General features: G+C 47.8%; 21 protein-coding genes and 1 tRNA gene. 5 read left to right on the forward strand and 17 right to left on the reverse strand.

The genetic code is table 11. From position 1 onward, the window contains the following. Positions 1-82 precede the first annotated feature (82 nt). Positions 83-601, forward strand: coding sequence for an acetolactate synthase small subunit (gene ilvN / locus RID53_RS04350; protein ID WP_006103562.1), 519 nt, complete (start codon positions 83-85; stop codon positions 599-601). A 213-nt stretch (positions 602-814) separates the two neighbouring features. Here the strand turns inward: ilvN and RID53_RS04355 are convergent, their stop codons facing one another. Beyond that, a complete protein-coding gene (locus RID53_RS04355) occupies positions 815-2,260 on the reverse strand; it encodes a M23 family metallopeptidase (RefSeq protein ID WP_446386952.1) in 1,446 nt (481 codons plus the stop codon). Positions 2,261-2,398: 138 nt separating this feature from the next. Beyond that, positions 2,399-3,259 (reverse strand): biotin--[acetyl-CoA-carboxylase] ligase, encoded by an 861-nt coding sequence (locus RID53_RS04360; protein WP_446386953.1) that lies wholly within the window; start codon positions 3,257-3,259, stop codon positions 2,399-2,401. 96 nt (positions 3,260-3,355) lie between these two features. Between RID53_RS04360 and pgeF the strand changes: the two genes are divergently transcribed. Next, complete coding sequence (pgeF, locus tag RID53_RS04365) at positions 3,356-4,144, forward strand: peptidoglycan editing factor PgeF (protein ID WP_446386954.1); 789 nt, start codon at positions 3,356-3,358, stop codon at positions 4,142-4,144. A gap of 291 nt (positions 4,145-4,435) precedes the next feature. Here the strand turns inward: pgeF and RID53_RS04370 are convergent, their stop codons facing one another. Both RID53_RS04370 and RID53_RS04375 read right to left on the reverse strand, forming a co-directional pair. Next, complete coding sequence (locus RID53_RS04370) at positions 4,436-7,645, reverse strand: CHAT domain-containing protein (RefSeq protein WP_446386955.1); 3,210 nt, start codon at positions 7,643-7,645, stop codon at positions 4,436-4,438. Positions 7,646-7,664: 19 nt separating this feature from the next. Then, on the reverse strand, positions 7,665-8,252 hold the full coding sequence (locus RID53_RS04375) for a hypothetical protein (RefSeq protein ID WP_446386956.1): 588 nt from the start codon (positions 8,250-8,252) through the stop codon (positions 7,665-7,667). Positions 8,253-8,297: 45 nt separating this feature from the next. Here RID53_RS04375 and RID53_RS04380 point away from each other — a divergent pair, with 45 nt between their 5' ends. Then, positions 8,298-9,182: a hypothetical protein gene (locus tag RID53_RS04380; RefSeq protein ID WP_446386957.1), complete on the forward strand. Its 885-nt coding sequence runs from the start codon at positions 8,298-8,300 to the stop codon at positions 9,180-9,182. A gap of 329 nt (positions 9,183-9,511) precedes the next feature. Here RID53_RS04380 and RID53_RS04385 read toward each other — a convergent pair whose 3' ends face one another. From RID53_RS04385 to RID53_RS04425, 9 genes are all read right to left on the reverse strand, one after another. Further along, complete coding sequence (locus tag RID53_RS04385) at positions 9,512-10,312, reverse strand: TPM domain-containing protein (RefSeq protein ID WP_446386958.1); 801 nt, start codon at positions 10,310-10,312, stop codon at positions 9,512-9,514. A 415-nt stretch (positions 10,313-10,727) separates the two neighbouring features. Continuing rightward, positions 10,728-11,252, reverse strand: a complete 525-nt coding sequence (locus tag RID53_RS04390) for a DUF948 domain-containing protein (protein ID WP_446386959.1) — start codon at positions 11,250-11,252, stop codon at positions 10,728-10,730. Positions 11,253-11,263: 11 nt separating this feature from the next. After that, the gene (locus RID53_RS04395; RefSeq protein ID WP_446380483.1) at positions 11,264-11,617 is read right to left on the reverse strand and encodes a YtxH domain-containing protein; all 354 of its coding nucleotides are present in this window, start codon (positions 11,615-11,617) and stop codon (positions 11,264-11,266) included. 154 nt (positions 11,618-11,771) lie between these two features. Then, positions 11,772-12,107 carry a hypothetical protein gene (locus tag RID53_RS04400; protein ID WP_446386960.1) on the reverse strand — a complete coding sequence of 112 codons (336 nt, stop codon included), beginning with the start codon at positions 12,105-12,107 and terminating at the stop codon, positions 11,772-11,774. A 126-nt stretch (positions 12,108-12,233) separates the two neighbouring features. After that, a tRNA-Phe gene (locus RID53_RS04405) sits at positions 12,234-12,306 on the reverse strand. Between the two features lie 242 nt (positions 12,307-12,548). Next, positions 12,549-14,420: an alpha/beta hydrolase gene (locus tag RID53_RS04410; RefSeq protein ID WP_446386961.1), complete on the reverse strand. Its 1,872-nt coding sequence runs from the start codon at positions 14,418-14,420 to the stop codon at positions 12,549-12,551. Positions 14,421-14,690: 270 nt separating this feature from the next. Continuing rightward, on the reverse strand, positions 14,691-14,987 hold the full coding sequence (locus RID53_RS04415) for a hypothetical protein (RefSeq protein ID WP_446386962.1): 297 nt from the start codon (positions 14,985-14,987) through the stop codon (positions 14,691-14,693). Positions 14,988-15,130: 143 nt separating this feature from the next. After that, complete coding sequence (locus RID53_RS04420; RefSeq protein ID WP_446386963.1) at positions 15,131-16,195, reverse strand: ABC transporter permease; 1,065 nt, start codon at positions 16,193-16,195, stop codon at positions 15,131-15,133. 29 nt (positions 16,196-16,224) lie between these two features. Further along, positions 16,225-16,743 (reverse strand): adenine phosphoribosyltransferase, encoded by a 519-nt coding sequence (locus RID53_RS04425; protein ID WP_044209416.1) that lies wholly within the window; start codon positions 16,741-16,743, stop codon positions 16,225-16,227. Between the two features lie 373 nt (positions 16,744-17,116). Here RID53_RS04425 and RID53_RS04430 point away from each other — a divergent pair, with 373 nt between their 5' ends. Both RID53_RS04430 and RID53_RS04435 read left to right on the forward strand, forming a co-directional pair. Further along, complete coding sequence (locus RID53_RS04430) at positions 17,117-17,743, forward strand: DUF3038 domain-containing protein (protein WP_446372313.1); 627 nt, start codon at positions 17,117-17,119, stop codon at positions 17,741-17,743. Positions 17,744-17,806: 63 nt separating this feature from the next. Next, on the forward strand, positions 17,807-19,249 hold the full coding sequence (locus RID53_RS04435) for a DUF4335 domain-containing protein (protein WP_446386964.1): 1,443 nt from the start codon (positions 17,807-17,809) through the stop codon (positions 19,247-19,249). A 614-nt stretch (positions 19,250-19,863) separates the two neighbouring features. Here the strand turns inward: RID53_RS04435 and RID53_RS04440 are convergent. The 4 genes from RID53_RS04440 to RID53_RS04455 form a co-directional block, all read right to left on the reverse strand. Further along, positions 19,864-20,088 carry a hypothetical protein gene (locus RID53_RS04440; protein ID WP_446386965.1) on the reverse strand — a complete coding sequence of 75 codons (225 nt, stop codon included), beginning with the start codon at positions 20,086-20,088 and terminating at the stop codon, positions 19,864-19,866. A gap of 109 nt (positions 20,089-20,197) precedes the next feature. After that, complete coding sequence (locus tag RID53_RS04445) at positions 20,198-20,788, reverse strand: glutathione S-transferase family protein (RefSeq protein ID WP_446386966.1); 591 nt, start codon at positions 20,786-20,788, stop codon at positions 20,198-20,200. A 17-nt stretch (positions 20,789-20,805) separates the two neighbouring features. After that, a complete protein-coding gene (locus RID53_RS04450) occupies positions 20,806-21,015 on the reverse strand; it encodes a hypothetical protein (protein ID WP_446386967.1) in 210 nt (69 codons plus the stop codon). 77 nt (positions 21,016-21,092) lie between these two features. Further along, entirely contained in the window at positions 21,093-21,770 is a 678-nt protein-coding gene (locus RID53_RS04455) for an alpha/beta fold hydrolase (protein WP_446386968.1), read from the reverse strand. Between the last annotated feature and the right edge of the window lie 13 nt (positions 21,771-21,783).

Genomic DNA, 21,783 nt, shown 5'->3' on the forward strand with positions numbered 1-21,783 from the left:
GTAAGATATAAAAGCCTCAAGCCAAGACCCGATTATACATAAGCAAGAGGCAATTGCCTTTGTGCCACTTTGGTGTTAGCTGATGAAACACACCCTTTCAGTTTTAGTTGAAGATGAAGCTGGCGTCTTAACTCGCATCGCTGGTTTATTTGCCCGTCGCGGCTTCAATATTGAAAGTCTCGCCGTTGGTCCGGCAGAAAAAGTTGGGATTTCCCGAATTACGATGGTAGTGCCTGGGGATGAGCGATCAATTGAGCAACTCACCAAGCAACTCTACAAGTTGATCAATGTGATCAAGGTTCAAGAGATTACCACGACTCCTTGTGTGGAACGGGAATTAATGTTGATCAAAGTCAACGGCACCAGTTCCACGCGATCGGAGATTATTGAACTTGCCCAAGTATTCCGGGCGCGGGTGGTCGATATTGCCGAAGATTCCCTAACCATTGAAGTTGTGGGAGACCCTGGAAAAATGGTCGCGATCGTCCAGATTTTAAGCAAGTTCGGACTGCGAGAAGTCGCCCGGACAGGGAAAATTGCCCTAATCCGCGAATCCGGTGTCAATACCGAATATCTCAAGTCCCTAGAAGCCAAAGTCTAACTGAAAACCCGAACCCCCACTCAGTTATTGACACCCTTGGAGAGGTGAGAAAGCATAAACCCCCTTTTATTCATCTGTAGGGGCGGGTTTAGGGATTACGTTGTCCGAATTAATGATAACCTTTGTTCAAAACCCGCCCTTTCCCCAACAGGAGATTGGCAATTGAAAAAAAGGGAATTGGTGATTAGTGACAGGAGAAATTCTCCCCCATCTCTAAGAATCCGGTTGCTCGATCGCCTGTGCCACCTGCAACGCTTCAATCAGTTGAGCCATAGCATATTCTAAATGAGCGCCAGCATCAACCGCCACCCAACCATCGGTGGTTTGATGACGCCATTCAAAGTGGAGATGGGGACCCGTGGAAAATCCGGTGCTACCAACCAGCCCAATCACATTACCCTGATCCACCGATTCACCCGGTTGCACAAAAATTTCTGACAGGTGAGCATAACGGCTTTCTTGAGTCCCTTCCTCATGGCGCAAAATTACCGTGAGTCCGTAGCCACCTAAGTAATCAGCCGTAGCCACCTCACCCGGAGCCACCGCCAAAACGGGTGTCCCCGTCGGGGCAGCAATATCTGTACCCGCATGGAAACGAGATGTCCCGGTAATGGGATGGGTGCGCCACCCGAATGCTGAGCTAATTGCCGATGGAATGGTTAAGGGGAAAATAAAGCTGGCATTACCGACGATAGTACGTCCCTGGGGTCGGTTGGAGAAATTATAGTAAGTCAGACCCGTGGGCGTGGTTTTGGATGATGCCGTTGGGGATAGAGAGGAGACAGGAGGACGGCGCGTATACTGCCTGCCCCCAGGATTAGGAGATGTGGCAACCCGTTGAACTGACCGGACTGGGCGTCTCACACTGGCATTGACCGCAACTGGAGGTGTTGGGAGTCGAGTTCCCGCTGCTGTTGCGCTTTGGGGTTGAGGTGGTTGCGGTTGAACCTGTCCGGCGTTAGCCGTTCGGCGTGTTGGCGTCGCTTGACCCCCACAACTTCCACTTGTCAGTCGTCCATTGCGCGACACGGTTTGACACCCTGTTGACCGCTCAGTCACAACCACAGTGGGTTTTTCTGTTCCCTGTGTTGCCCCCAGACTGTAGTTCGTCGAATCAATATAGCTATTATTCGGCGCGGCTGGGGTTTGAGTTGCTGTCTGAGCCGGGGAAGGATTAACAATAACTTTTGGGGGTTTGGCTAAGGTAGCGGGAGCCGGAATGGATAAATTCGGCGCATTTAGTCTCGGTTTTGCCGCTGGAGGTGTTGCCACTCTGGGTGTGGGTGCAGCCGGAGCCGGGGCTGGAGGCTTACTAACCGTAACCGGTGCAGGAGCCGCAGGTTTAGGCGCTGGGGGAGCAGGGGGACGGTAGGCAGGTTTAGGCGCTGGCGCTGGCGCTGGTGGTGCAACAATAGCTTGTGGTGCCGCAGGTTTAGGCTGGGCGGGAGGTGCTGGGGGCGGCGGGGTAAATTTAATCGCTGGAGGAGCAGGCGGTGCGGCTGGGGCTGCGCCTGTGTCAATTGGTGCATCGGTTTGAGCAACAACTAAACCACTACTGAGAACACCAAGTCCTCCCATCACACTGATGCCCTGCTTCAGCCAGGGATACCGATAAAATACGCCCGTTGGGGTGGAATTGGCGACGGTTTCTTTATTCATTTGGGACTCACTCCTCATGGCTCACTCTCAATCTAATATCGAGTAAAAATTTTCAGTCAATTTAAGGAAATTTATAGCAGAAGGCAGAAGACAAAAGGATTTTTACGGATACCTTCTCGTGAACATCCTACCCTTTATTCAAGGCACATCTTGAGAATAGCCCAGACTAATTGTACCGGGCTTGAGGTGAATTTCGGGACTGATGGTGGTATCAGCATTTGTATCCATTGCCTGTGCTGAGTTTACGCTAACTCTTAGATCACCCGTTGACGTGACGCCTTTAACGATGCCACGATGTCCGTTGACCTGAATCGAGACTCCCTGATGAAACAGTAACCTTTGATAGGACAACCGTAAATTATCAATGCCTGATTCTAACCCGTAGTGGTATCCCGATCGCAATCCCTGGATCACGATTGCGGCTAACATTTCCAGGGAGATTACGGATGGACTCATGGATTGAGTCGCAAAAAAGGATTGTAAATTAATCCCTGTTTCTGGCACAGGATTGCTCCAGTTAATGCCTACACCAATCACCGCTTTAGTAATCTGCCCCTGAGACAGTCGAGTTTCGGTGAGAATCCCCCCCAACTTATAGCCCAACAACAGCAGGTCATTGTGCCACTTAATCAGGACAGGAATACCATAGCATCTCAACGCTGTAGCAATGCCCCAAGCGCTGCACATCGTTAGCTGGGCGCTATTGGATGCTTCCACATTCGTGGTTAAAGCCAACGATAAGTATAGCCCACCCTGCTCCGATTGCCATTGCCGTCCCCACTGTCCTCGTCCGGCGGTTTGTTGAGCCGCGATAACAACGGTAGGTAATGTTGTGCCTCTATCCAGCAATTCCCAGAGGGTTTGATTAGTAGAGGATAGGCTGTCAAATAAATAGATGGGACAATCCCTGATGTCTTGAAGTCCGGGGAGTCCGGCGTGGGATAGCTGTGGTGTGACGGTTTGCAGGGCTATTTCCAGAGCGTGTTGATCAAGTACCACTACAGCGTAAAGGTGAGTAAGCTAGTTTATTGTACTCCTGTGCTTCGCTCTTTTTGACACAGCAGATGATAAACCATGAATCATGAAGAAAAATCAATGCATACGTGGCACTGGCAAACGTGGGATAACTTACCCTATCTAACCTGTAGCCTTCTCAAACCTTGGCATCACGGCTTTTTCACCTCGGCGTTTTCACCCCGTCCCCCTGACCAAATCGTTGAAGTCTTGCAGCCTGAAGCGGATGTTTATCGGGTACGTCAAGTCCATGGCAATACTGTCTTGACCCCCTCGGAAATTGTCAGTTCAGCCAGTCAACAAGAGACTCAGACACCTGAAAAGCCAAAGGCTGATGGTATCCTCACAGAAAAATCCCAGCAAGCGGTATGGGTTTGTACGGCTGATTGTACACCTGTATTGATTGGGGATGAACAAACGGGACAAGTCGCAGCTATTCATGCGGGATGGCGAGGAACAGCGGCTCGAATTGTGCCAAATACGATCGCACGATTCCTCGAAACTGGTAGCCGCCTAGACAATCTGAGGGTTGCCATGGGACCTGCGATCGCGCCAGAAGTGTATCAAGTTTCGGAAACCGTCGCCATAGAAGTCGGTTCTAGTATTATCCTGACGGATCAAACAAATACTGAATCAATTTTGCCGCAATTACAGCAACTGTCCGACTCCCCCATTTTCGATGACCCCCATCCAGGACGAGTCCGGTTAGATGTACGGCGGGTAAACGCTATACAACTCGAACAACTCGGCTTCCAGGATGAACAAGTCGCGATCGCGCCTCACTGTACCTATCAGCAACCGGAGTATTTTTTCTCCTATCGTCGTACTCAACAAAAAAATGTGCAGTGGTCAGGAATTGTCAGTAAGTAGGTGGGGATAATTAATGTGAACGGTGGGAATCGTCATTTGTCATTTGTCATTTGTCATTTGTCATACTTGCGGTCTTTGAGTTCCTGTAGGTTGGGTAGAGCGACAGCGAAACCCAACAGGCTATACTAAATCCGGGTTAACCATCTCCATTATGGTCGAGATAAGGCAACAGGCAACAGTTCATCTGGCAACAGTAAAAGTACCCAAGGTATAAAAGGGGTTACAAAGGCGGACTTGATATCACCTCTCAACAAAACCCGCCCTTTGTCACAAAAGGGGCTATTTGGTATTTTATTGGGCATTACCGATTAAGATAAAGGGTGACCAATAGAAGGGATGGCGCTCAACCTGCTGGAGTTTGGCTTGACGCAGGGCTTCTCCTTTGCTCATACCCTGATTGATATTTCGATAAAACTGACTCATAATTTCCGATGTTGTCTCATCCTCTGCATTCCACAGACTTGCCATCACTGCCTTGGCACCTGCCCGTTCAAATAAGTAAGCGATACCTGCAATTTCCCGCCCGTCTGACTCTTCTCGCAGAGCCGTTTGACAAGCGCTGAGGACAAGAAGTTCGGTATTTTGCATTCCCAATCGCGCTGCATTGGCAATGTTGAAGGATTCATTGGCAAACAGGAGAGTATTGGGTTCCATATCGATGCGGCGCACATCACTACAGTCTTCCTCTTCCCCCAGACAGCAACCTTCCGTTTCAAAACAGCCGTGAGTGGCGAGGTGGAGAACTTGGAAACGGGGGGCTTGGAGTTTGAAGGTTTCCAAAGTAGCTTCGTTACCGAGGTAGATTTCACTTCCAGGTAGGAGGTTGGGCAGGTTTTTGATTTCCGCTTCCGCACCGGGTAAATGATAGGGGGCTTCTGGGCGGGGATTACCTAATCCTAACGCCCTACCCTGTAGAGAATTTCTGGTGTCTGCCAGTTGCAGGGAATTAACACTTAAGCGAGTAAAGTAGTTGATGGGATAGTTTTCAATTAAGAATTTGCCTGTGTCTCGGTCGTAGAGGGTTTCAAAGGGAATGTAGCGCAGTTTGTTTGTGGCGATGATGGCGAGTTGGCTAGGAGAGAATGCCTGGATTTGGTCTTCAATGGGGTCAATTAACAATTCATAGAGTTCACCCCCGATACGGCGGTAGCCCGGTTTTTTGCGGTCTTGTAATATCTCTCGGTAGTCAGTGATTAGGGTATCTAATTTATCAGGTTCTACAGGGACTTTTTTAACGGCGATGGGTTGGTTTTTGGTGAAGATAAAGACAGCGATGCTATTAGACAATAGCACTGGCTGAATGACCACTGTACCATCAGGAATCCTGGCTTGGAGTTTGTCAATATCATCGGGAGTCGTTTCTAGGAGTTCGGCAACTTCGGGATACTGGCGAGAGATTTCTTCAGCTTCTTGGTTTACCTGTGCCTCTAATTCCCGAAATTGGCGAGAGCGTTCCTCAGAAAATTTTTCTTGTAATTGCTGGCGTAGGAATTCTAATCGCTGCTTTTTTTGATTCCACTGGTCAAGGGCTTGTTGGGTTTGGCTATTACTAACTTGGGCATCAATCAGGCGGGTGTAGTCAGCGAGTTGGGCGGTGCTGTAAAGGTTAATCCATTTAAAGGCTTGTTCGGGTTTATTTTGGTCAATCAAAAGGTTAGTTAGAGCCGTGGCACGTTCTCGGTTATTTTGTAAAAATGACTGTCGATTTTCTCGCCGCAAACCCCGACGCATTTCTAAGGTAATAGTGACAGATTGCTTGAGGTTTTTTATCGCCTGCTGCGGTTGTCCGATGATATTGTAGATCTCACCGATATTATAGAAAATGGTGGCTTCACCGGAGCGGAAGTCCACTTCCTGGCTAATCGGCAAGGCTTGGTTGTAGTATTCCAATGCCTTTTGTGGTTGTCCGATGTCATCGTAGACCGCACCGATATTATTAAGTGTGACTGCTTCCCCGGAGCGGTCGTCCACTTCCCGGCGAATGGACAAGGCTTGGTTGTAGTATTCTAATGCTTTTTGCGGTTGTCCAATGTCATCATAGACCCCACCGATATTATTGAGTGTGGTAGCTTGTTGGGAGCGCAAGCCCACTTCTCTGCTAATCGGCAAGGCTTGGTTGTAGTATTCTAGTGCCTTTTGCGGTTTTCCGATGTCCTCGTAGACCCCACCAATATTATGGAGAGTGGTGGCTTGTTGGGAGCGCAAGCCCACTTCCTGGCTAATCGGCAAGGCTTGGTTGTAGTATTCCAATGCCTTTTGTGGTTGCCCGATGCCACGGTAGACCGCACCGATATTATTGAGAGTGGTGGCTTCTTGTGGGCGGTCACTCACTTCCCGGCTAATCGGCAAAGCTTGGTTGTAGTATTCTAATGCCTTTTGTGGTTGCCCGATGTCATTGTAGACCGCACCGATATTATTGAATGTGACCGCTTCCCCGGAATGATCGCCTACCTCCTGGCGAATGGGCAAGGCTTGGTTAAAGTGTTCTAATGCCTTTTGCGGTTGCCCGATGGCATCGTAGACCAAGCCGATATTATTAAGTGTGACCGCTTCCCGGAAACGGTCGTCCACCTCCCAGCTAATGAGCAAAGCTTGGTTGAAGTAGTCTAATGCCTTTTGCGGTTGCCCAATGTCATGGTAGACTGTACCGATATTATTGAGAATGCTGGCTTCCCCGGAGCGGTCGCCCACTTCCCGGCTAATGGACAAGGCTTGGTTGAAGTAGTCTAATGCCTTTTGCGGTTGCCCAATGTCACGGTAGACTGTACCGATATTATTGAGAGTGGTGGCTTCTCGTAAGTGATCACCGACTTTCCGGTGAATGGACAAGGCTTGGTTGTAGTAGTTTAATGCCTTTTGCGGTTGTCCGATAACATCGTAGACACCACCGATATTATTGAGTGTGGTGGCTTCTTGTGGGCGATCGCCCGCTTCCTGGCTAATGGGTAAGGCTTGGTTGTAGTAGTCTAATGCCTTTTGTGGTTGTCCGATGTCATCGTAGACCAAGCCGATATTATTGAGTGTGACCGCTTCCCCGGAGCGATCACTGACTTCCCGACTAATGGGCAAGGCTTGGTTAAAGTAGTCTAATGCCTTTTGCGGTTGCCCGATGTGATTGTAGACCAAGCCGATATTGTTGAGAGTGGTGGCTTCTTGTGGGTGATCGCCGACTTCCCGGTGAATGGACAAGGCTTGGTTGTAGTAGTCTAAGGCTTGCTGAGGCTGACCAATGTTATCGTAATTCAACCCCAGTCCCAGCAATACAGCCGCTTCGATTTCTCTGACTTGAAGTTGTCGCGCCAAGGCTAAAGCCTGCTGAAGTGTCTCTATGGCTTGTTGGGGTTGTTCTTGCCCCATCTGCTGTAAAGCTTGGTCTACAAGCGCTTCCAAATCTGCCTGTAAATCCTGTGTTTGCGCCCCACTGCGTTGAACCATCAACGGCACAGTTACAGGAACTAAGCCAATACTGACGGCTAAAAAACTTGATAGAACTTGTCGCATAGCACCCCATCCTCTACAACTAACGGTCAATCGGTGTTGCTTTAATTGTCATCGTTTGTCCCGACGAGTCAAATTCAATCGCATCCACAACATAGACACTATCTCTGGAAATCGAGAGAATATCTTGTAAATCTTCACCTCTTAAGACAGTTCCTAATCTCAGACTCGCCGTTTGCTGATTTTGTACTTGAAACGCTGCAATCGGCACTCCTCGCCAAACTTGCTGTCCCCGGGTAGAGGGATTGAGTCCTCGGAACTTTCTCACCCTTTGCCCCTCTCGATTGCGAATCCACACATCCCCCTGAAACTCGACCCGATTCACTTGGCGCAGGGGTAAAGTTTCTGAGACATTATCCAGAGAAATTGTCAGCCCCTGCTCACTCAGCGCCGTCAATTGACCACTCATCGAACCCCCCTGGTTTGACCACACCAAGGCAGAGTTGGGTAGCGCTACTGGCAACGATTGGGCTTGTGTGCTGGCTGTTTGAGCAATTTCACTGGGTATGCTCATCGTGGTTTGAGCATACCCGATTTGTCCAAGACCTGAAACCAGTAGGGTCAGGGGAATAATTTTCAGTGCCGTTTTCATCGCTTTGATGGTACTCATCAGCCCGGTAATATGATTGAATTGAATGCTGCTGGGAGAAAGTCTGTGGTTTCCACTCCCCCCGATCCTAACGAACCCAATCTATTTGCCAATCTCACCAGTTTCGTGGTCTTACTCGGTGCGGGGTTGTACTTCACGGGTTGGACATACCGTTGGGCATATTTCCATTTTTTTCACATTGACGTTTCCACCCTCAACTTACCCATCGAATCCTTCTATATCGCCGCCTTCCACGCCCTTTTTGGCTCTCCCTTGGCGATTTTAAGAACTGCGATCGCGCTTATCCTCACTGCCATTGCCATTCACCTCACCCTCTGGCTGATACAAAACCAGGTGACGATGACGCTCACTACCCTGACCAAGAGAATGCGATCGCGTCTCCTCGATTACACCAGACGACATCCCAATGCGTGGCTAGCCAAAGCACTACAATCCTTGGTTAACTTTAGTTCAACTCAGTTTCATTCGCTGCAATTTCTCGCCTCTGTTGCCATCGAAATTATCATTGTGTTGTGGGGATTAACCGCTCTATTTTGGCTAGCACAATGGCAAGCTGATAGGGATGCTTGGCTAGATGCGGTTAACGAAACCTCCACCCTCCCTATCATCACCTTTGTTGCCCCAAAAGACATTACTCCCCTCGGACGCCAACTGAACAATCCCCTGGTCAATCCTTCCGGCTTCCGGATTATTGGCGACCGAGATTTATACGAACAACTTCTCGGTCAAGAACTCACCGATACCAGCAATTCAGAAAAGCCAATCGTTTGGCGCTTACTCATTGACCGCAACGGTTATTTTTATATCTTTCCCGCCTTACCCGAAAAGCGCGATCACACCTTTAGTCCACCTGTTGTGATGATGTACGAGAGTGGAGATGGCAATCAGCTAATGATTCTGAGTCCTCCCACCTCCCAGCAGTTGAGGTAATACTTTCTCTCAAAAGCAAACCCTGTCTGATACTTAACGTACTGATTAGACTTTAATTCATTTGGCAACGCAATAATTTAGTGCGAATTGTCAAGGGCTTAGCGATCGCACTTCCCGTTACAAGTCACTCAAAGCCCTCAACTGACTACAGGAAAGACGATGAACCTAAGATATTTTGCTTGAAAGCACATAAATCTCAAGCAAGTAGGTTGGGTTACTTTTCGAGAAGGCTTCCTTTACTATCAGTCGTCGGACAAATGGTTAATGCTGACTGAGCTAAACGGGAGAACCCCACGACTTGAACGTCAGCTCAAGCCGCCGTGGGATTATCAAGTTTCCGACGCTGTCGTTTGACCAATGAACGGTGACAGGTAAGCCACTAACGCCCCTAGCGCAAACGCCAATACATTCCGGAATAAAGGCAACCATTCAGCCGTCCGAGTGACAACTGGACCGATTCCGAAAGCAATGAAGAGAATACCCCACAAAGGAGAAAAGATTAATGCCCATTGCCAAGCCACAAGTTGTCCATCTTTGCGAGGAATCGCCGCAAATCCCAAAACGACACCACCCACCAAAGAGGTAATCAGGGTGAGAATCCACTGTTCTTGAGGCAAGCCAGGAACAACTCGACATCCACCCTTATTTAGGCAGGTTTTAACCGTGTCTAATGACTTGACAATTGCTTGGTTTTCCCCATTCTCGCGCACAAAGTAGAGATTACCAAAGCGTGTCTGTAACTCGACCCAAAAGGTACGGGGTAGAAATTGATATAAATCATCGCCCACATTAAAGCCCAACAGATTACCGCCGCGTGGGTCAGCAATCAGTAAAACGCTTTTATCATTGAGTCCCCAGTAATCGCGAACGGCTAAACCGGGTGTACGGTCATATTGGGTTAATACCCGCAGCTTCCAGCCTGTTTGTGCCTCAAAGGTTTCTATGTCTTGAATTAAGGCTTCCTCTTGAAGCTGGGGCAGCAGATTCGCCAAGTCAATAATGGGCGTCTGGGTTTCCGGGAGTAGATCGGGGTTGTTATAAGCCTGGGCAGATGGTGCGATCGCCCAAACAGAGCCAGCCAGACAAAACGCCACCAAGATTACCAAAAATCGTTTTACAAGATCCAGCATTGCGATACACAGAACAATGGACAGGGGGGAAATATCTTAAACGGGAGATAAGGTTAGGTTAAGGTACAAGTTTCTTTACACTTGTTTACTTTACTCTAATATTTGGGATTTGTCATTTGTCATTTGTCATTCGTCATTCGTCATTCGTCATTTGTCATACTCGCGAAGCGAGAAGCAAGCTACGTCATTTGTGATAATTGAACGGTTAGGTCAGGGCGGGTTTAGTTATATCAGGGTGAAAACGAAATGTTAGTGGTAAAACCCGCCCCTACATAAAGATGTTTCATCGGAATGTCTCAGCTTCCCTAACTTCCCCAACTGCCCCCGCTCCCTCTGCTCCCTCTGCTCCCCCAGCTCCCTCTGCTCCCAGACGTGCCATGGCACGTCTCTACATTGCTTCCCCAACTTCCCTATCTCACCCATCGTCCCCTTGCCGAGAAACAGGAGCATTATCCTGAATTTCCTCATATCGCTCATACTCTTGTTCAACCGTATCCGGATCTGTATCCTGTTGTTGCAAATCAAGAGCTTTGCGCTCAGAGGGGGGTAAACGATCAAGGGAACGACGACTAGCCCCAGGGTTTTTCCAGGTTTTCCAAGCCGCTTTCACACCCGCAACAACGCTACGACTGCTGACTTGGGCTTGTTTCGCCTGATTTTTCGCACCTTTAATACTTTGATCAACTTGTTGCACGACTTGACCCGCGCTTTTAACGCCTTCATTCATATCGTTGCTCAAGTCACTAATTTCTAAACCCGTCAGACGAATCGACTCTAAAGTAGGCGGTAATTCTCGCCGCAGCGTATCTGCTAATTTTTCCACACTACGGGCTGCCCGTGCTAATTCTTGCAGCGCGGGTAATGCTGCCACTAAAACAGCCGTCAAGCTAACCGCGACTAATAAAATAGAGAGTCCGAGCCAAAATAGAGGATCAATCACCGACCGGTTGCCTACACTTGATGATCAGAAACGGACGCGGGTGATTCACTCGCCACGTCCGATTGAGTCGAGTTTAGTTCGTCTCGTGTCCTGGCGGAAGCCTCTTGTCCCGCTGCGATCGCGTCTCGCAGTCGGGTCAAGGTTCCATCCCAGTTGCGTAGGGCTGATTCGGAAAGGCGATCGGCTTGTAGTTGTACAGTTGTTGATAGATCTTCGGCTAAATCCGGTAAGGCATCTGTAGATTTTTTCAACAACCGTCGCGTATCCCGCCCTGAACGCGGGGCAATCAGCAATCCGGTGAGGGTGCCAATCACACTTCCCACAACTAAACCCCCAATAAATACTCCAGCACTCTTTTTTGACATCGTTTGGTCTCTATCCTTACACCAATTTTAGGCAGATTTGCTCGGGGAATTTGATGAGAAATCCCTGAAGACTCTGCTCAAGAAGACAGATGGCAGCTTATCTGTGTTCTTGATAGCTCCCTTTTAACATAAAGGGGGACAATTGACGTAAGGTTCAGAGTTTGGAAATTTTACCAGGCGATCGCTTTCCCCGACGGCGTCGCCTAGAGCGATAGGTTTTTTGGATGAACCCCAATACCATCAAGACCCGTTGCACTCGTTGTAGCTGAAACTCTAACTGCTGATAGCGTTTTTTTAAGCCGTGGACACCGATCTGCCCTCTAGAGATAGCTTGGGGAGCGCCATGTAAGACCCTATATGTACTTTTTTCAGCCCTGGCTACAATGTCAGCTGCTGCCCCTAGCACCCGTCGTAGTCTCCAAATCCGCCACGCTATATAAAAACCTAACAGCGATATCAGCAGATTGAAGATGACAACAACAGTTACCATGTTTTTGGATTGGGGAAGGAACGGATCGGCTCAATATCAAACAGATGCAAAATCGATTAACTCTAGGCTATTAACCGTTTCACGCTCTACCCAAATCTATATAGTAATAGAGTCAGCTATTAGGAATGCCAGGAGGCGGACTTGAACCGCCGACACGGGGATTTTCAGTCCCCTGCTCTACCGACTGAGCTATCCCGGCTTGTTATCCCTTGCGCTTAACTAAGGTAGCAAACTTAACAAGATTTTGGCAAGTCTGATCACGAATAAATGTGATTTAGTCTACCTCTTGTTGGGTCGTTTAATATTTGCCAAACCTTAACTATATACCAATAGCTTACATTAAGCAACTCGATTTACCCATGTCTGAAATCTCCTAGAGCGCCAGTCCAGGTACAGCACTCATTAACACGGTGTAGTTTAAGCGTCAAGCGATAAAAGCGGCTAACTGATTCCGGTTAAACGCCGATTATAGGTATTCATAAAATTCGTAAAAATCTGATTAAGTTGCCCTGTGCAGCAATCTGTCTGGGTCAGAACCTTGGGAGGGTTGGCAAAGGGTGAAAAAATCTTCCCGATCGCATCTTGATTGAGGGTAGGGAAACGGATGGCAATCTTCTGGTTACTTACACTTAACACTTGGAACCAAGTAGTTAAGCTAGGGGGGAGTTGAGTACTCAGGCGTAAGGATAAGCTGGGAGTGGAAAGCGATTGGGCGTAAGCTGGTGTCAAAAAGGGTTGATAACGTTGGGCTTCAGGCGTTAGCTGTTTAATGAAGGCTAAACTCACGCCTCGAAACAGCCGACGCAGTGGTTCTGCATCTTTATCCGTTAGTTCCGGCACCAAGGTACTGCTGGTTACAGCTTCATTGAGAGTCGCGCGATCGGTGACGCTTAAATGAGTCCCCCCCAGCGCCACTACTAGATACTTGAGTCCACTTAACTGATCAAAGGCGCGAAGTTGGTGTTCCAGAGAGGGGGTAATCGCGTCATTGGTTCCCGTTAACAGCAAGGTGGGAATTTTTACCTCCGCTAGACCCGAACTGCCAAATAAATGTCCAGTAACGGCGTTGAGAGCCATTACCTGAACCACCCGCTGATCGCGTAACTGTACATTGTCTTCCTGTAAGTCTGTAGCGGAACATTGAAACCAGTCAGCGGGTGAGCGTTCTAGAGGACTACGCTTTTGACAAAACTCTCGTAATTCCTCTAGGTCAAGTTTTCCTCCGGCTAAGGCTAAAGCTGTGTAGCCGCCTAGGGAATGACCGATAACGGTAACTTGTTCCGTATTCAATTTGCCCCGTAATGATCCATAGCCTCGATTAATTTTCGCCAGCCGATCCAAGACAAAGCTAACATCCTGAGGACGGTCGATAAACTCCGATGCGGGTAACATCTCTCCAATGCTACTCCTGAGAGAAACCCCACTAAGCCAACTAAAATTACTGCCGGGATGTTCTATTGCCACAACAGTTAAACCATTCGACGCGAGATGACGTGCTAGGTAGGTTAAAAATTTGCGGTCAGATCCAAAGCCGTGGGAGAGAACGACCAAAGGTCCTGCAGTATTGCCTACCCAGTAAACATCCACGGGAATAGCCCGATCGCGATCATAATCCCGTAACCTCAGAGTACGTTCCCGGACATATTGATAACCCGTTACCGTTGGGTCAAAGTCAGCCGCAAACGTTGGCGTATCCGCAACCGTGAGTTCCTGTTCCAGGATCGGATTAACCACTTGAGATTGTAAGTAAGGTGTATTCATTTGCAGCACGATCGCGATCGCGGATGAGGCATTGATCGTGACAGTCTCTTCTGGGTAAGCTCTTAAAAAACTGAGTACCGACAATCCATTGGCTTGGCGTGCCGCTAAAAATAGAGCCGCTTTTAACTGATCCAGACTGCTATCGGGCAGTACCTTACCAATTTGATCCAGTAAGCGTGCGCCATCGGTGGACAGCAGCAAATCATTGATAAATTTCTCCGCCAGATTCGGGTCGAGTTGCAAGCGTCTGTTGAGTACCTGCTGGACTTGGGGAGTGAGTAAGGAACGGTAAGGTTTGAGAGTCGGTGGTAACTCACCTGTCTGCGCCCATTCTTCTAGATCCGCGATTTCCACCGATTGCTGAAATGGTCCTAATTTTAGGGTGACTCGTTCCGCCGCATTCAGCGGAGTGGCAATTCCCCAAGAAATGGCTACGCCGAATAAAAAAATGTGTTGTTTAAGTTTTTGGATTAGCCCTCTGGACTTCACTCCTTGTCTAGATTGAGGGTGCCGAGAGTCCTTGCGATCAAACCGATTCACTTGAAACGTCATAATGCACTGATTTGACTGGGGTGTATGAAAAAAGATCTAGAGTTCCCATTACAGCGACCCAACACCGTCTATATAAGTTTCCCTGACATGGTTATTGCTACCGCAAAGAAATGCATACAGGGTACGAGTTGAGCAATCATATCTTTATTCATTGTGAACGAATAGCATCAGTCTTCTAGTTCATCTAAAGATAGAATTTGGCGTAATCTTGACTTAATTTATTTTTAGACTCTGGGAAGAATACTTATCCTTAGACGTAAGAAATTGATGTCACCCCCCATAAGATAGAAACTCTATTTTGGGAATCAAAGGGTCTTGTACAATCCCTACCCCATGAAATCCCCAGCGTTGGAGTAGTCCTTTTAACTGGGTTCCGGAAACCGACTCAACGGCAAAGCGATCGCTCAGATCGGCGGCGTGGGTATTTAGATAGCTGAGGGCTTCAAACCGTTCGCGAAACATCAATAAGTAACCTGCCCCCATCTCACTATCCCTAGCATTAGGCTGGGCAGCGAGATAGCGACCATCAACTCTGGAAAGAATTAAGTAATAGATTTGGCTAAACATTTTGATTTGTCATTGGTCATTCGTCATTTGTCATTGGTCATTTGTCATTCGTCATTTCTTCTGTAGGGGCGGGTTTCACGACTATCCTGTTTTTCTCTACCCAGATGGGGCTAAACCCGCCCCTAAACCTACCCCTAAATGAATTATTTGAGATTTTCTAGGCGAATGCGTGGGTCAACGAATTTGAGCAGCAAATCAGCAAGTAAGTTACCGACAATCAGCATCACCGCCGCCATCATTAAGGCTGCCATCACCAGATAGGTATCTTTAGCGGTGACCGCTTGTAATGTCAATCGCCCTAAACCGGGCCAATTAAAGAAAAATTCAGCAATAAACGCACCACTTAACAAACTAGCAAATTCAAAACCTAGGATGGTGATTAGGGGATTAATGGCATTCCGTAAAGCATGGACATAGATGACTCGATTTTCTGGAAGTCCCTTGGCACGGGCGGTTTGGATATAATCTTGCCGCAAAACATCCAACATTGCCCCGCGTGTAATCCGTTGAAGTCCAGCAAAACTGGTGATCGAGAGGGCAAGGGTTGGTAAAATCATGTGCCATCCAATATCTAGGACTTTACCAATGGGAGACAAATCGGCATGATTAATACTGGTCATACCCCCCACCGGAAAAAGCGGTGAAGTGTATTGAGCGATAATCAGCAGCAACAGGGCAGTAATAAAGCTAGGAAAGCCTTGACCGGTATAGCTAATCACCTGTAAAGCGCGATCGGTAAAGCGGCTTTGCTTGACAGCGGCAATAATTCCTAGCGGAATCGCGATCGCCCAAGTGACGATAATCGAGGAAATGGCAAGCAGTAAGGTGGCGGGGATACGTTCCCAGAGTAGAGACGATACGGAACGAAAATAAACAAAACTCTCACCAAAATCTCCTTGAGTCACCACTCGCACCAGCCAGCGCCAATATTGCTTGTAGGCAGGTTGATCCAAGCCAAATTGCTGTCGGAGTTCCTCAATCCGTTCTGGGGAAATCTTGGGATTTTGCCGCAGGGTATCCAAGTAATTGCCTGGTGACAATTGAATGATGGCAAAACTGAGGGCAGATGCTAGAAATAAGGTTAATAAGGCTTGCAGGAGACGTTTGACGATGTAGAGAAACGTCTCACTGGTGACAATCCGTAGAAACCCCGTCCACGCCTCATCTAAGCCCTGACGAGTTGAAGAATCCGGTGTTGAAGAAGTCATTCGTCCTTTGTCTTTACTGAAGAAAATGCCTAATACTCAACCAAGGTAACAATCGGCGCATCAGGCAGCTTCTGACGCCCCTGCAAATCCCTTAGTTCGATGATAAAACTAAAGCCCACCAGTTCACAGCCAATTTTTTGCACCAGCTTGGCAGTAGCGGCGGCGGTGCCTCCGGTGGCGATTAAATCATCGGCAATCAGAATACGACAACCGGAATCAAAGGCATCTTGATGAACCTCTAAGCAATCCATACCATATTCGAGTTCATACTCAATGGTATGCACAGCAGATGGGAGTTTACCCGGTTTACGCACAGGGATAAACCCAGCGCCGAGTTGATAGGCGAGGGGAGGACCAAAAATAAAGCCACGGGATTCGATACCGACAACATAATCTGGCGTGAGTCCCGCCTGTTTACAGGTTTGAGCCAGGAGGTCAACAGTGTAGCGTAGTCCCTCTGGGTGGCGCAGCAGGGGTGTGATATCCCGAAATACGATTCCAGGTTTGGGAAAATCAGGGATATCCCGAATCAGCGACTTTAAATCCATAGGTAGATAAGGTTCTTGAGCAAAGGGTTTAACAATTTAATCAAGGAAGCAGACTGATTGTGAGTTATTGTGCCATGATCGCATCGGAAAGGGTGGGTCAATGAGTTGCCATTGGCTACCAGCAAAATCGTACACTAGAAATCTAGAGGGTTTAACAGATGAGACGGGCTATTTCTGTAAGTGCCTAGCTAATGACCGTATTTTCGTGGCGGCGATCCTATCCAGCCGCAATTGAGGATGACAATAGCTCAAAGTTTTGGTAAATGGCACATAAGCGGAGATAGAAAAGTCAGTTATCCTACAAATCTCTAATTTAATTGGAAATTCTTTCTGTATAGAAGACGAGTTCACCTACAATCGCTACTTAGATTCAATGATTCTTTCTGTAAGCGTAATGCCGACAAACAGTCCTGATGCCCCATCCCATCCCGTCATTTTAGATAATTTACCCGATCCAGGTATCTCAGATCGGGGATGTCCGTCGCGAAGTCGGCAGCAGATTGACCTGATTTTACTTGCCATTGAAGCGCTGGAACTGGGCGGTTCTGAAGCAATGCTGCTGGTAGCCAAACAGCTAGAACTTCAGGACATTATCAACAATCGTGTGGTTCTTTGGCGGCTACGCTGCACCAATCCCTTACGACGCTCTCACACGCGCCGCCCGCTGAACCTAGAGGAAGCCAAAGCCTTAGTGATTATAGCCAGTTATCTGGCTCGCCGGATGACGGTTGTGATCCGACAACTGCTCCTGGCTTATGAACAACTGAGTCAAAAGCAGGTTCCCATCGAACAACATTTTCGCTTATCTTCCTATCTAGAGCGGTTCCGGGCGCATTTCCGCAGCCGAATGAACCCACGACGGGCAAAGGTTTCTGTCTACAATACTGATGAAAAGTTAAATGAGCTAGCCTTGTCGCTGTTAGCGCAGCTGCTGTTTTGTACAGGAACCTCTGGTATGCAGCGATTTTGGATCAGTTTGTTTGATGGGGAAGTTGGATGAACGATCCGAACCAGAGTTGAGAGTGTCCGTAGCTATAATGGTGGGTTCCATAGGGGAAAAACGATGACAATTCGACGCCAGTACAGTTTACCCAACTGTACGCTGATCCTAGAGGGATTAAGTGATACAACCGCAGGGGGGGCAGATCAGCTTGATGCTCGCCCACTGATGACGATTCTGGTTAATGCAGAATGCCGTTTTATGGGTCAGCCGCAACCCATTAGCGGCGGACGAGATTTTTTTGAGAACCTAGTTCAGTCGGTCAGTCGGTATGCTCAAGAATTTTTGAGTCATGTCCCTCACCCCCAACTTGATGGCGCTAAACCGCCTTTAGTACAGTTACAATCACTTCCGGATAAAAACTTGCACCGTTTAAAGGTGGGGCAAACCGCCGAGGCTCTTTCGGGTGTTCCCGCTGATTCCCATAGCGCATCCGGGACTTCTGCGGGAGGGATAGATGGTAAAAACCCTGTACAGCTTGATTTAACAACAGTACAGCTCTTTGATTTAGTTGAGGCGATCGATCAGTTCCAAGCGGATCAGCGCACGTTGCCTGATCTAACTGTACCCTTACAAGCGATTTCCCGACGGTATCGCCAAGCTGACAAATCCGTCGCCCAAAGAAGCGCACCTGCTGCGATCGGGGTGACGAGTTTAGCTGTCGCAGCGCTGGCGTTGTTCTTGGTACCTGTCCCAGAAGTGCGTCCGCCCAAGCCAGCCTCTGAGTCTGAGGTTACGGAAACAATTTCCCCAACCCCGGATAGCCCAGGTCAAGTCACCCCAACCCCCACTTCAAATCCCCCGTCAGCGGCTGAACTGGAAAATGAATTAACCTCCAGCCGAGAGATTACAAATCCAACGGAGTTGAGTTATTTGAAGCGTTATCTGCACAGAGAACTTGATCAAGAATGGGATAACCGGGAAGGGTTAAGTCAGAATTTAGAGTATCAGGTTACGGTTGGCGGAGACGGAGATATTTTGGGTTATAAGCCGATTGAGGATACGCCTATTGATAGTGCGGCAAATACTCCCTTATCAGAGTTGAGCTATATTCCGACAGACGGCGGTACAGCAACTAGAGAAACTTTTGCTCTGTTTCGGGTGGTTTTTACCCCAGGCGGTGTGTTGCAAATTAGTCCTTGGCAAGGCTATCAGGAAGAACCTGGTTTAGGACCAGAAATCACGGATCGCAGGTTACTGAGAGGGTTAAATAATCAACTCTACAACACGTTAGACGAACGGTGGGAAGGAACACCGTTATCACGAAAGCCATTAAATTACCGAGTGGCTGTCACGGAAGATGGCACGATCGCAGACTACGAACCAACCAATCAACCCGCTTGGGATTATGTAGCGGAAACACCGTTGGCAGATTTAGCTGACCCAGAAGCGGCTGGTATTGGCAGTGGGGAAACTGGATTTGTTCCCGACCAACCCTTAGCTCAGTTTCAGGTAGTGTTTAAGCCGAATGGTGTGCTGGAAGTGAGTCCCTTACGGGGATTCTGATGAGAATAAATTTACCCGTTTAACAGGGAACAGCTTTCCTCACTTTAACCCCTAAACTCTCAGGTATCAGTTTAACCCGGTAAAGGGCGACCCGATCCAGATGAGTGGACACAGTTGTTAATTTGTGCGGGTCGCCCTTACAATGGAATATTGGTCTAGCCAAATCAGGTAGTCTCCATTCATCAAGCTGGGCGGTTTAAACCGCAGCTACACAGACAAAACTCGCTTTCGCGGGTTATAACAACTATAATTTTCTACTATCTCCCAAAATTTTTATCAAAAAATAGCGGTATTTTTCAAAAATCATGGGGTTGGATGACTTGTATACTTCAAAAACAGGTGTATCAGCTCTTTTGGTTCCGTAACGTCGTTGCCGTTACCAAATATAAAACTCCTATTAAAAAGGTAATGTCTTAACCTGCCTGAGTAAGGCTATAATGTCTAAGCCATAGGCAGATTGTTGTACCTAAATTTGAGATAGGATATTGCTCTTGCCAGTGAGAAACCGACCTACTCCGGCTTGAATTCCAACATGGAGAACGAACGAGAAAAATGCCGCGATCGCGATTCTCCTGACAGGAGTTTTGAGTCAGGAAATAGTGAAGCTTCTGTTCCTAAATCCAAGGAGCATTATCCATCAAAGCATTTAAAATTTTCTGGAAGTTTTGACGGAACACTACGGCTAATAAACCACAGAATAGTGTAGTGGCTGTCATCACCCACCAAAAGTGAGTGACTTGCCATACACCGCCGAATAGAGCAAAAATAATTAGTCCAGCACCAGCGCCCCCTACAAACAGTAGAGTTGTTTCTTTAAAGGTGCGTGGTTTTGATTCCATAAGATTACCTCCTGATCGGAATAGCACTCATTTTTTTTACGATAACAAGGCGACCGCGCCTTTGCCATAGCGTGAAGTTATTAAAAGAAATGACAACAGTCATTGATGCTTAACTCTGCATCGCTTTAACCAGTGCTGGTCGAGATTGAAGCCGAGAAAAATACGCGGCGATGTTGGTATAGTTCTCAACCAATAATCCCAGACTATTGACTGACAACAAGCTGACAGCCAGCATAATATCTGCACCCGTGAAATCGTCTCCGACAATGTAAGTATTATAGGTTAACTCATCGTCAACGAACGCGATCGCGATGTCAAGTTCCTCCCGCATGGCAGCAACTATCGCAGGTGTGACGGGAGCAAACCGTCGTATAGCATTGACATAGGGGTTGATGGTTCCCTCCGGAAAATGCATCCATTGCAAGTATTTGGCACGCGAGGGGGAACCGATTGGTGGCGCCAGACGACCTTCACCATAGCGTTCGATTAAATACTCTATAATTGCGCCCGATTCGCCAATCGTTATCTCGCCATCTTCAAGCGTCGGGAACCTTCCCGTTGGCGTTTTTTGCGCGAATAGTTTCCCCTCAACAGGGGGGACAAATTCGACTGATTCCAAACTATAGTCCAAACCGAGTTCTTCAAGTAACCAAAGAACTCTCAGAGAGCGGGTCATTGGATTGTGATAAAGCTTGAGCATAATACCTCTTCTTTCGTCTATGATGCGAGTGAACGAGCCAAATGCAGGCGATAGCAGCGCCTATGCGAGAAGTTGGGCGATCGCAAATTGGGCAACTCCTTGACTAGATGAGGTTCGCCAAACGGATTTGACGTTGGTGGGATCTTGCGATCGCGTGATCGGAAAAAAGATTTTAACTCGACGTTGGACACGAGATTCCGTCCTGTCTGGGGATCGTCATTCGTCATTCGTCATTCGTCCTTTGTAAGGGTTTGATGCTTGTTAATATAACTTCATAAGGTTGAGTTTATTTCCCCCAACCTACTTAGCTATTTGCTGCGGCTTCTCTAATCACCTCCAAAACTTCTTTTGCGTGAGAAATGATGGCAAAATGGCTTGATTCTAAAGTAACTGTTTTTGCCTGCATTCGTTTAGACAAATCACGCTGCAAATCAGGTGGAACAGCCTGATCATTGTTCGCAATAATATACCAGCTTGGTTTAGTTTTCCATGCTGGTACATCTGCCTTTTCTTCTGGTAGCGATGCAGATGGAGCCGTTTGAGTCGCAGAGATTAATGATGTTTGTTCTGCCGAAAGGTCACCCGCAAGAATCGTTTGTACGCCTTCTTGGGAAATCCAAATATAGCCCTTTTGCTCTTGAAAATGTGGTGACGGAGATCCATATTGACTCATCAAATCTATCATTGATTCGCCAGCATCAGGGGCAAGGGCGGCAATATAGACTAAGCCAGACACTCGTTCATCATTGCCAACTTCGGTAATAACCATACCGCCCCAGGAATGACCAACCAGAATGCATTGACCTTTGATACGAGCTAAAGCACGCTTGGTTGCAGCAACATCATCAGCCAGGGAAGTGAGGGGGTTTTGAACCGCAATAACGTTATAGCCTTCTGCCAACAACGTCGAAATTATATTACGATAACTCGACCCATCTGCCCAAAAACCGTGAACCAATACAATATTCTTAATTGTACTCATATTTTCCTTTAGC

It is taken from the genome of Coleofasciculus sp. B1-GNL1-01 (assembly GCF_040220235.1).
GTDB lineage: Bacteria > Cyanobacteriota > Cyanobacteriia > Cyanobacteriales > Coleofasciculaceae > Coleofasciculus.

Coding starts and splice junctions, on each gene's coding strand:
- ilvN (WP_006103562.1), top strand. CDS start 83: ATGAAACACACCCTTTCAGTTTTAGTTGAAGATGAAGCTGGCGTCTTA.
- RID53_RS04355 (WP_446386952.1), bottom strand. CDS start 2,260: ATGAATAAAGAAACCGTCGCCAATTCCACCCCAACGGGCGTATTTTAT.
- pgeF (WP_446386954.1), top strand. CDS start 3,356: ATGCATACGTGGCACTGGCAAACGTGGGATAACTTACCCTATCTAACC.
- RID53_RS04370 (WP_446386955.1), bottom strand. CDS start 7,645: ATGCGACAAGTTCTATCAAGTTTTTTAGCCGTCAGTATTGGCTTAGTT.
- RID53_RS04375 (WP_446386956.1), bottom strand. CDS start 8,252: ATGAGTACCATCAAAGCGATGAAAACGGCACTGAAAATTATTCCCCTG.
- RID53_RS04385 (WP_446386958.1), bottom strand. CDS start 10,312: ATGCTGGATCTTGTAAAACGATTTTTGGTAATCTTGGTGGCGTTTTGT.
- RID53_RS04395 (WP_446380483.1), bottom strand. CDS start 11,617: ATGTCAAAAAAGAGTGCTGGAGTATTTATTGGGGGTTTAGTTGTGGGA.
- RID53_RS04400 (WP_446386960.1), bottom strand. CDS start 12,107: ATGGTAACTGTTGTTGTCATCTTCAATCTGCTGATATCGCTGTTAGGT.
- RID53_RS04410 (WP_446386961.1), bottom strand. CDS start 14,420: ATGACGTTTCAAGTGAATCGGTTTGATCGCAAGGACTCTCGGCACCCT.
- RID53_RS04415 (WP_446386962.1), bottom strand. CDS start 14,987: ATGTTTAGCCAAATCTATTACTTAATTCTTTCCAGAGTTGATGGTCGC.
- RID53_RS04420 (WP_446386963.1), bottom strand. CDS start 16,195: ATGACTTCTTCAACACCGGATTCTTCAACTCGTCAGGGCTTAGATGAG.
- RID53_RS04425 (WP_044209416.1), bottom strand. CDS start 16,743: ATGGATTTAAAGTCGCTGATTCGGGATATCCCTGATTTTCCCAAACCT.
- RID53_RS04430 (WP_446372313.1), top strand. CDS start 17,117: ATGATTCTTTCTGTAAGCGTAATGCCGACAAACAGTCCTGATGCCCCA.
- RID53_RS04435 (WP_446386964.1), top strand. CDS start 17,807: ATGACAATTCGACGCCAGTACAGTTTACCCAACTGTACGCTGATCCTA.
- RID53_RS04440 (WP_446386965.1), bottom strand. CDS start 20,088: ATGGAATCAAAACCACGCACCTTTAAAGAAACAACTCTACTGTTTGTA.
- RID53_RS04445 (WP_446386966.1), bottom strand. CDS start 20,788: ATGCTCAAGCTTTATCACAATCCAATGACCCGCTCTCTGAGAGTTCTT.
- RID53_RS04450 (WP_446386967.1), bottom strand. CDS start 21,015: ATGACGAATGACGATCCCCAGACAGGACGGAATCTCGTGTCCAACGTC.
- RID53_RS04455 (WP_446386968.1), bottom strand. CDS start 21,770: ATGAGTACAATTAAGAATATTGTATTGGTTCACGGTTTTTGGGCAGAT.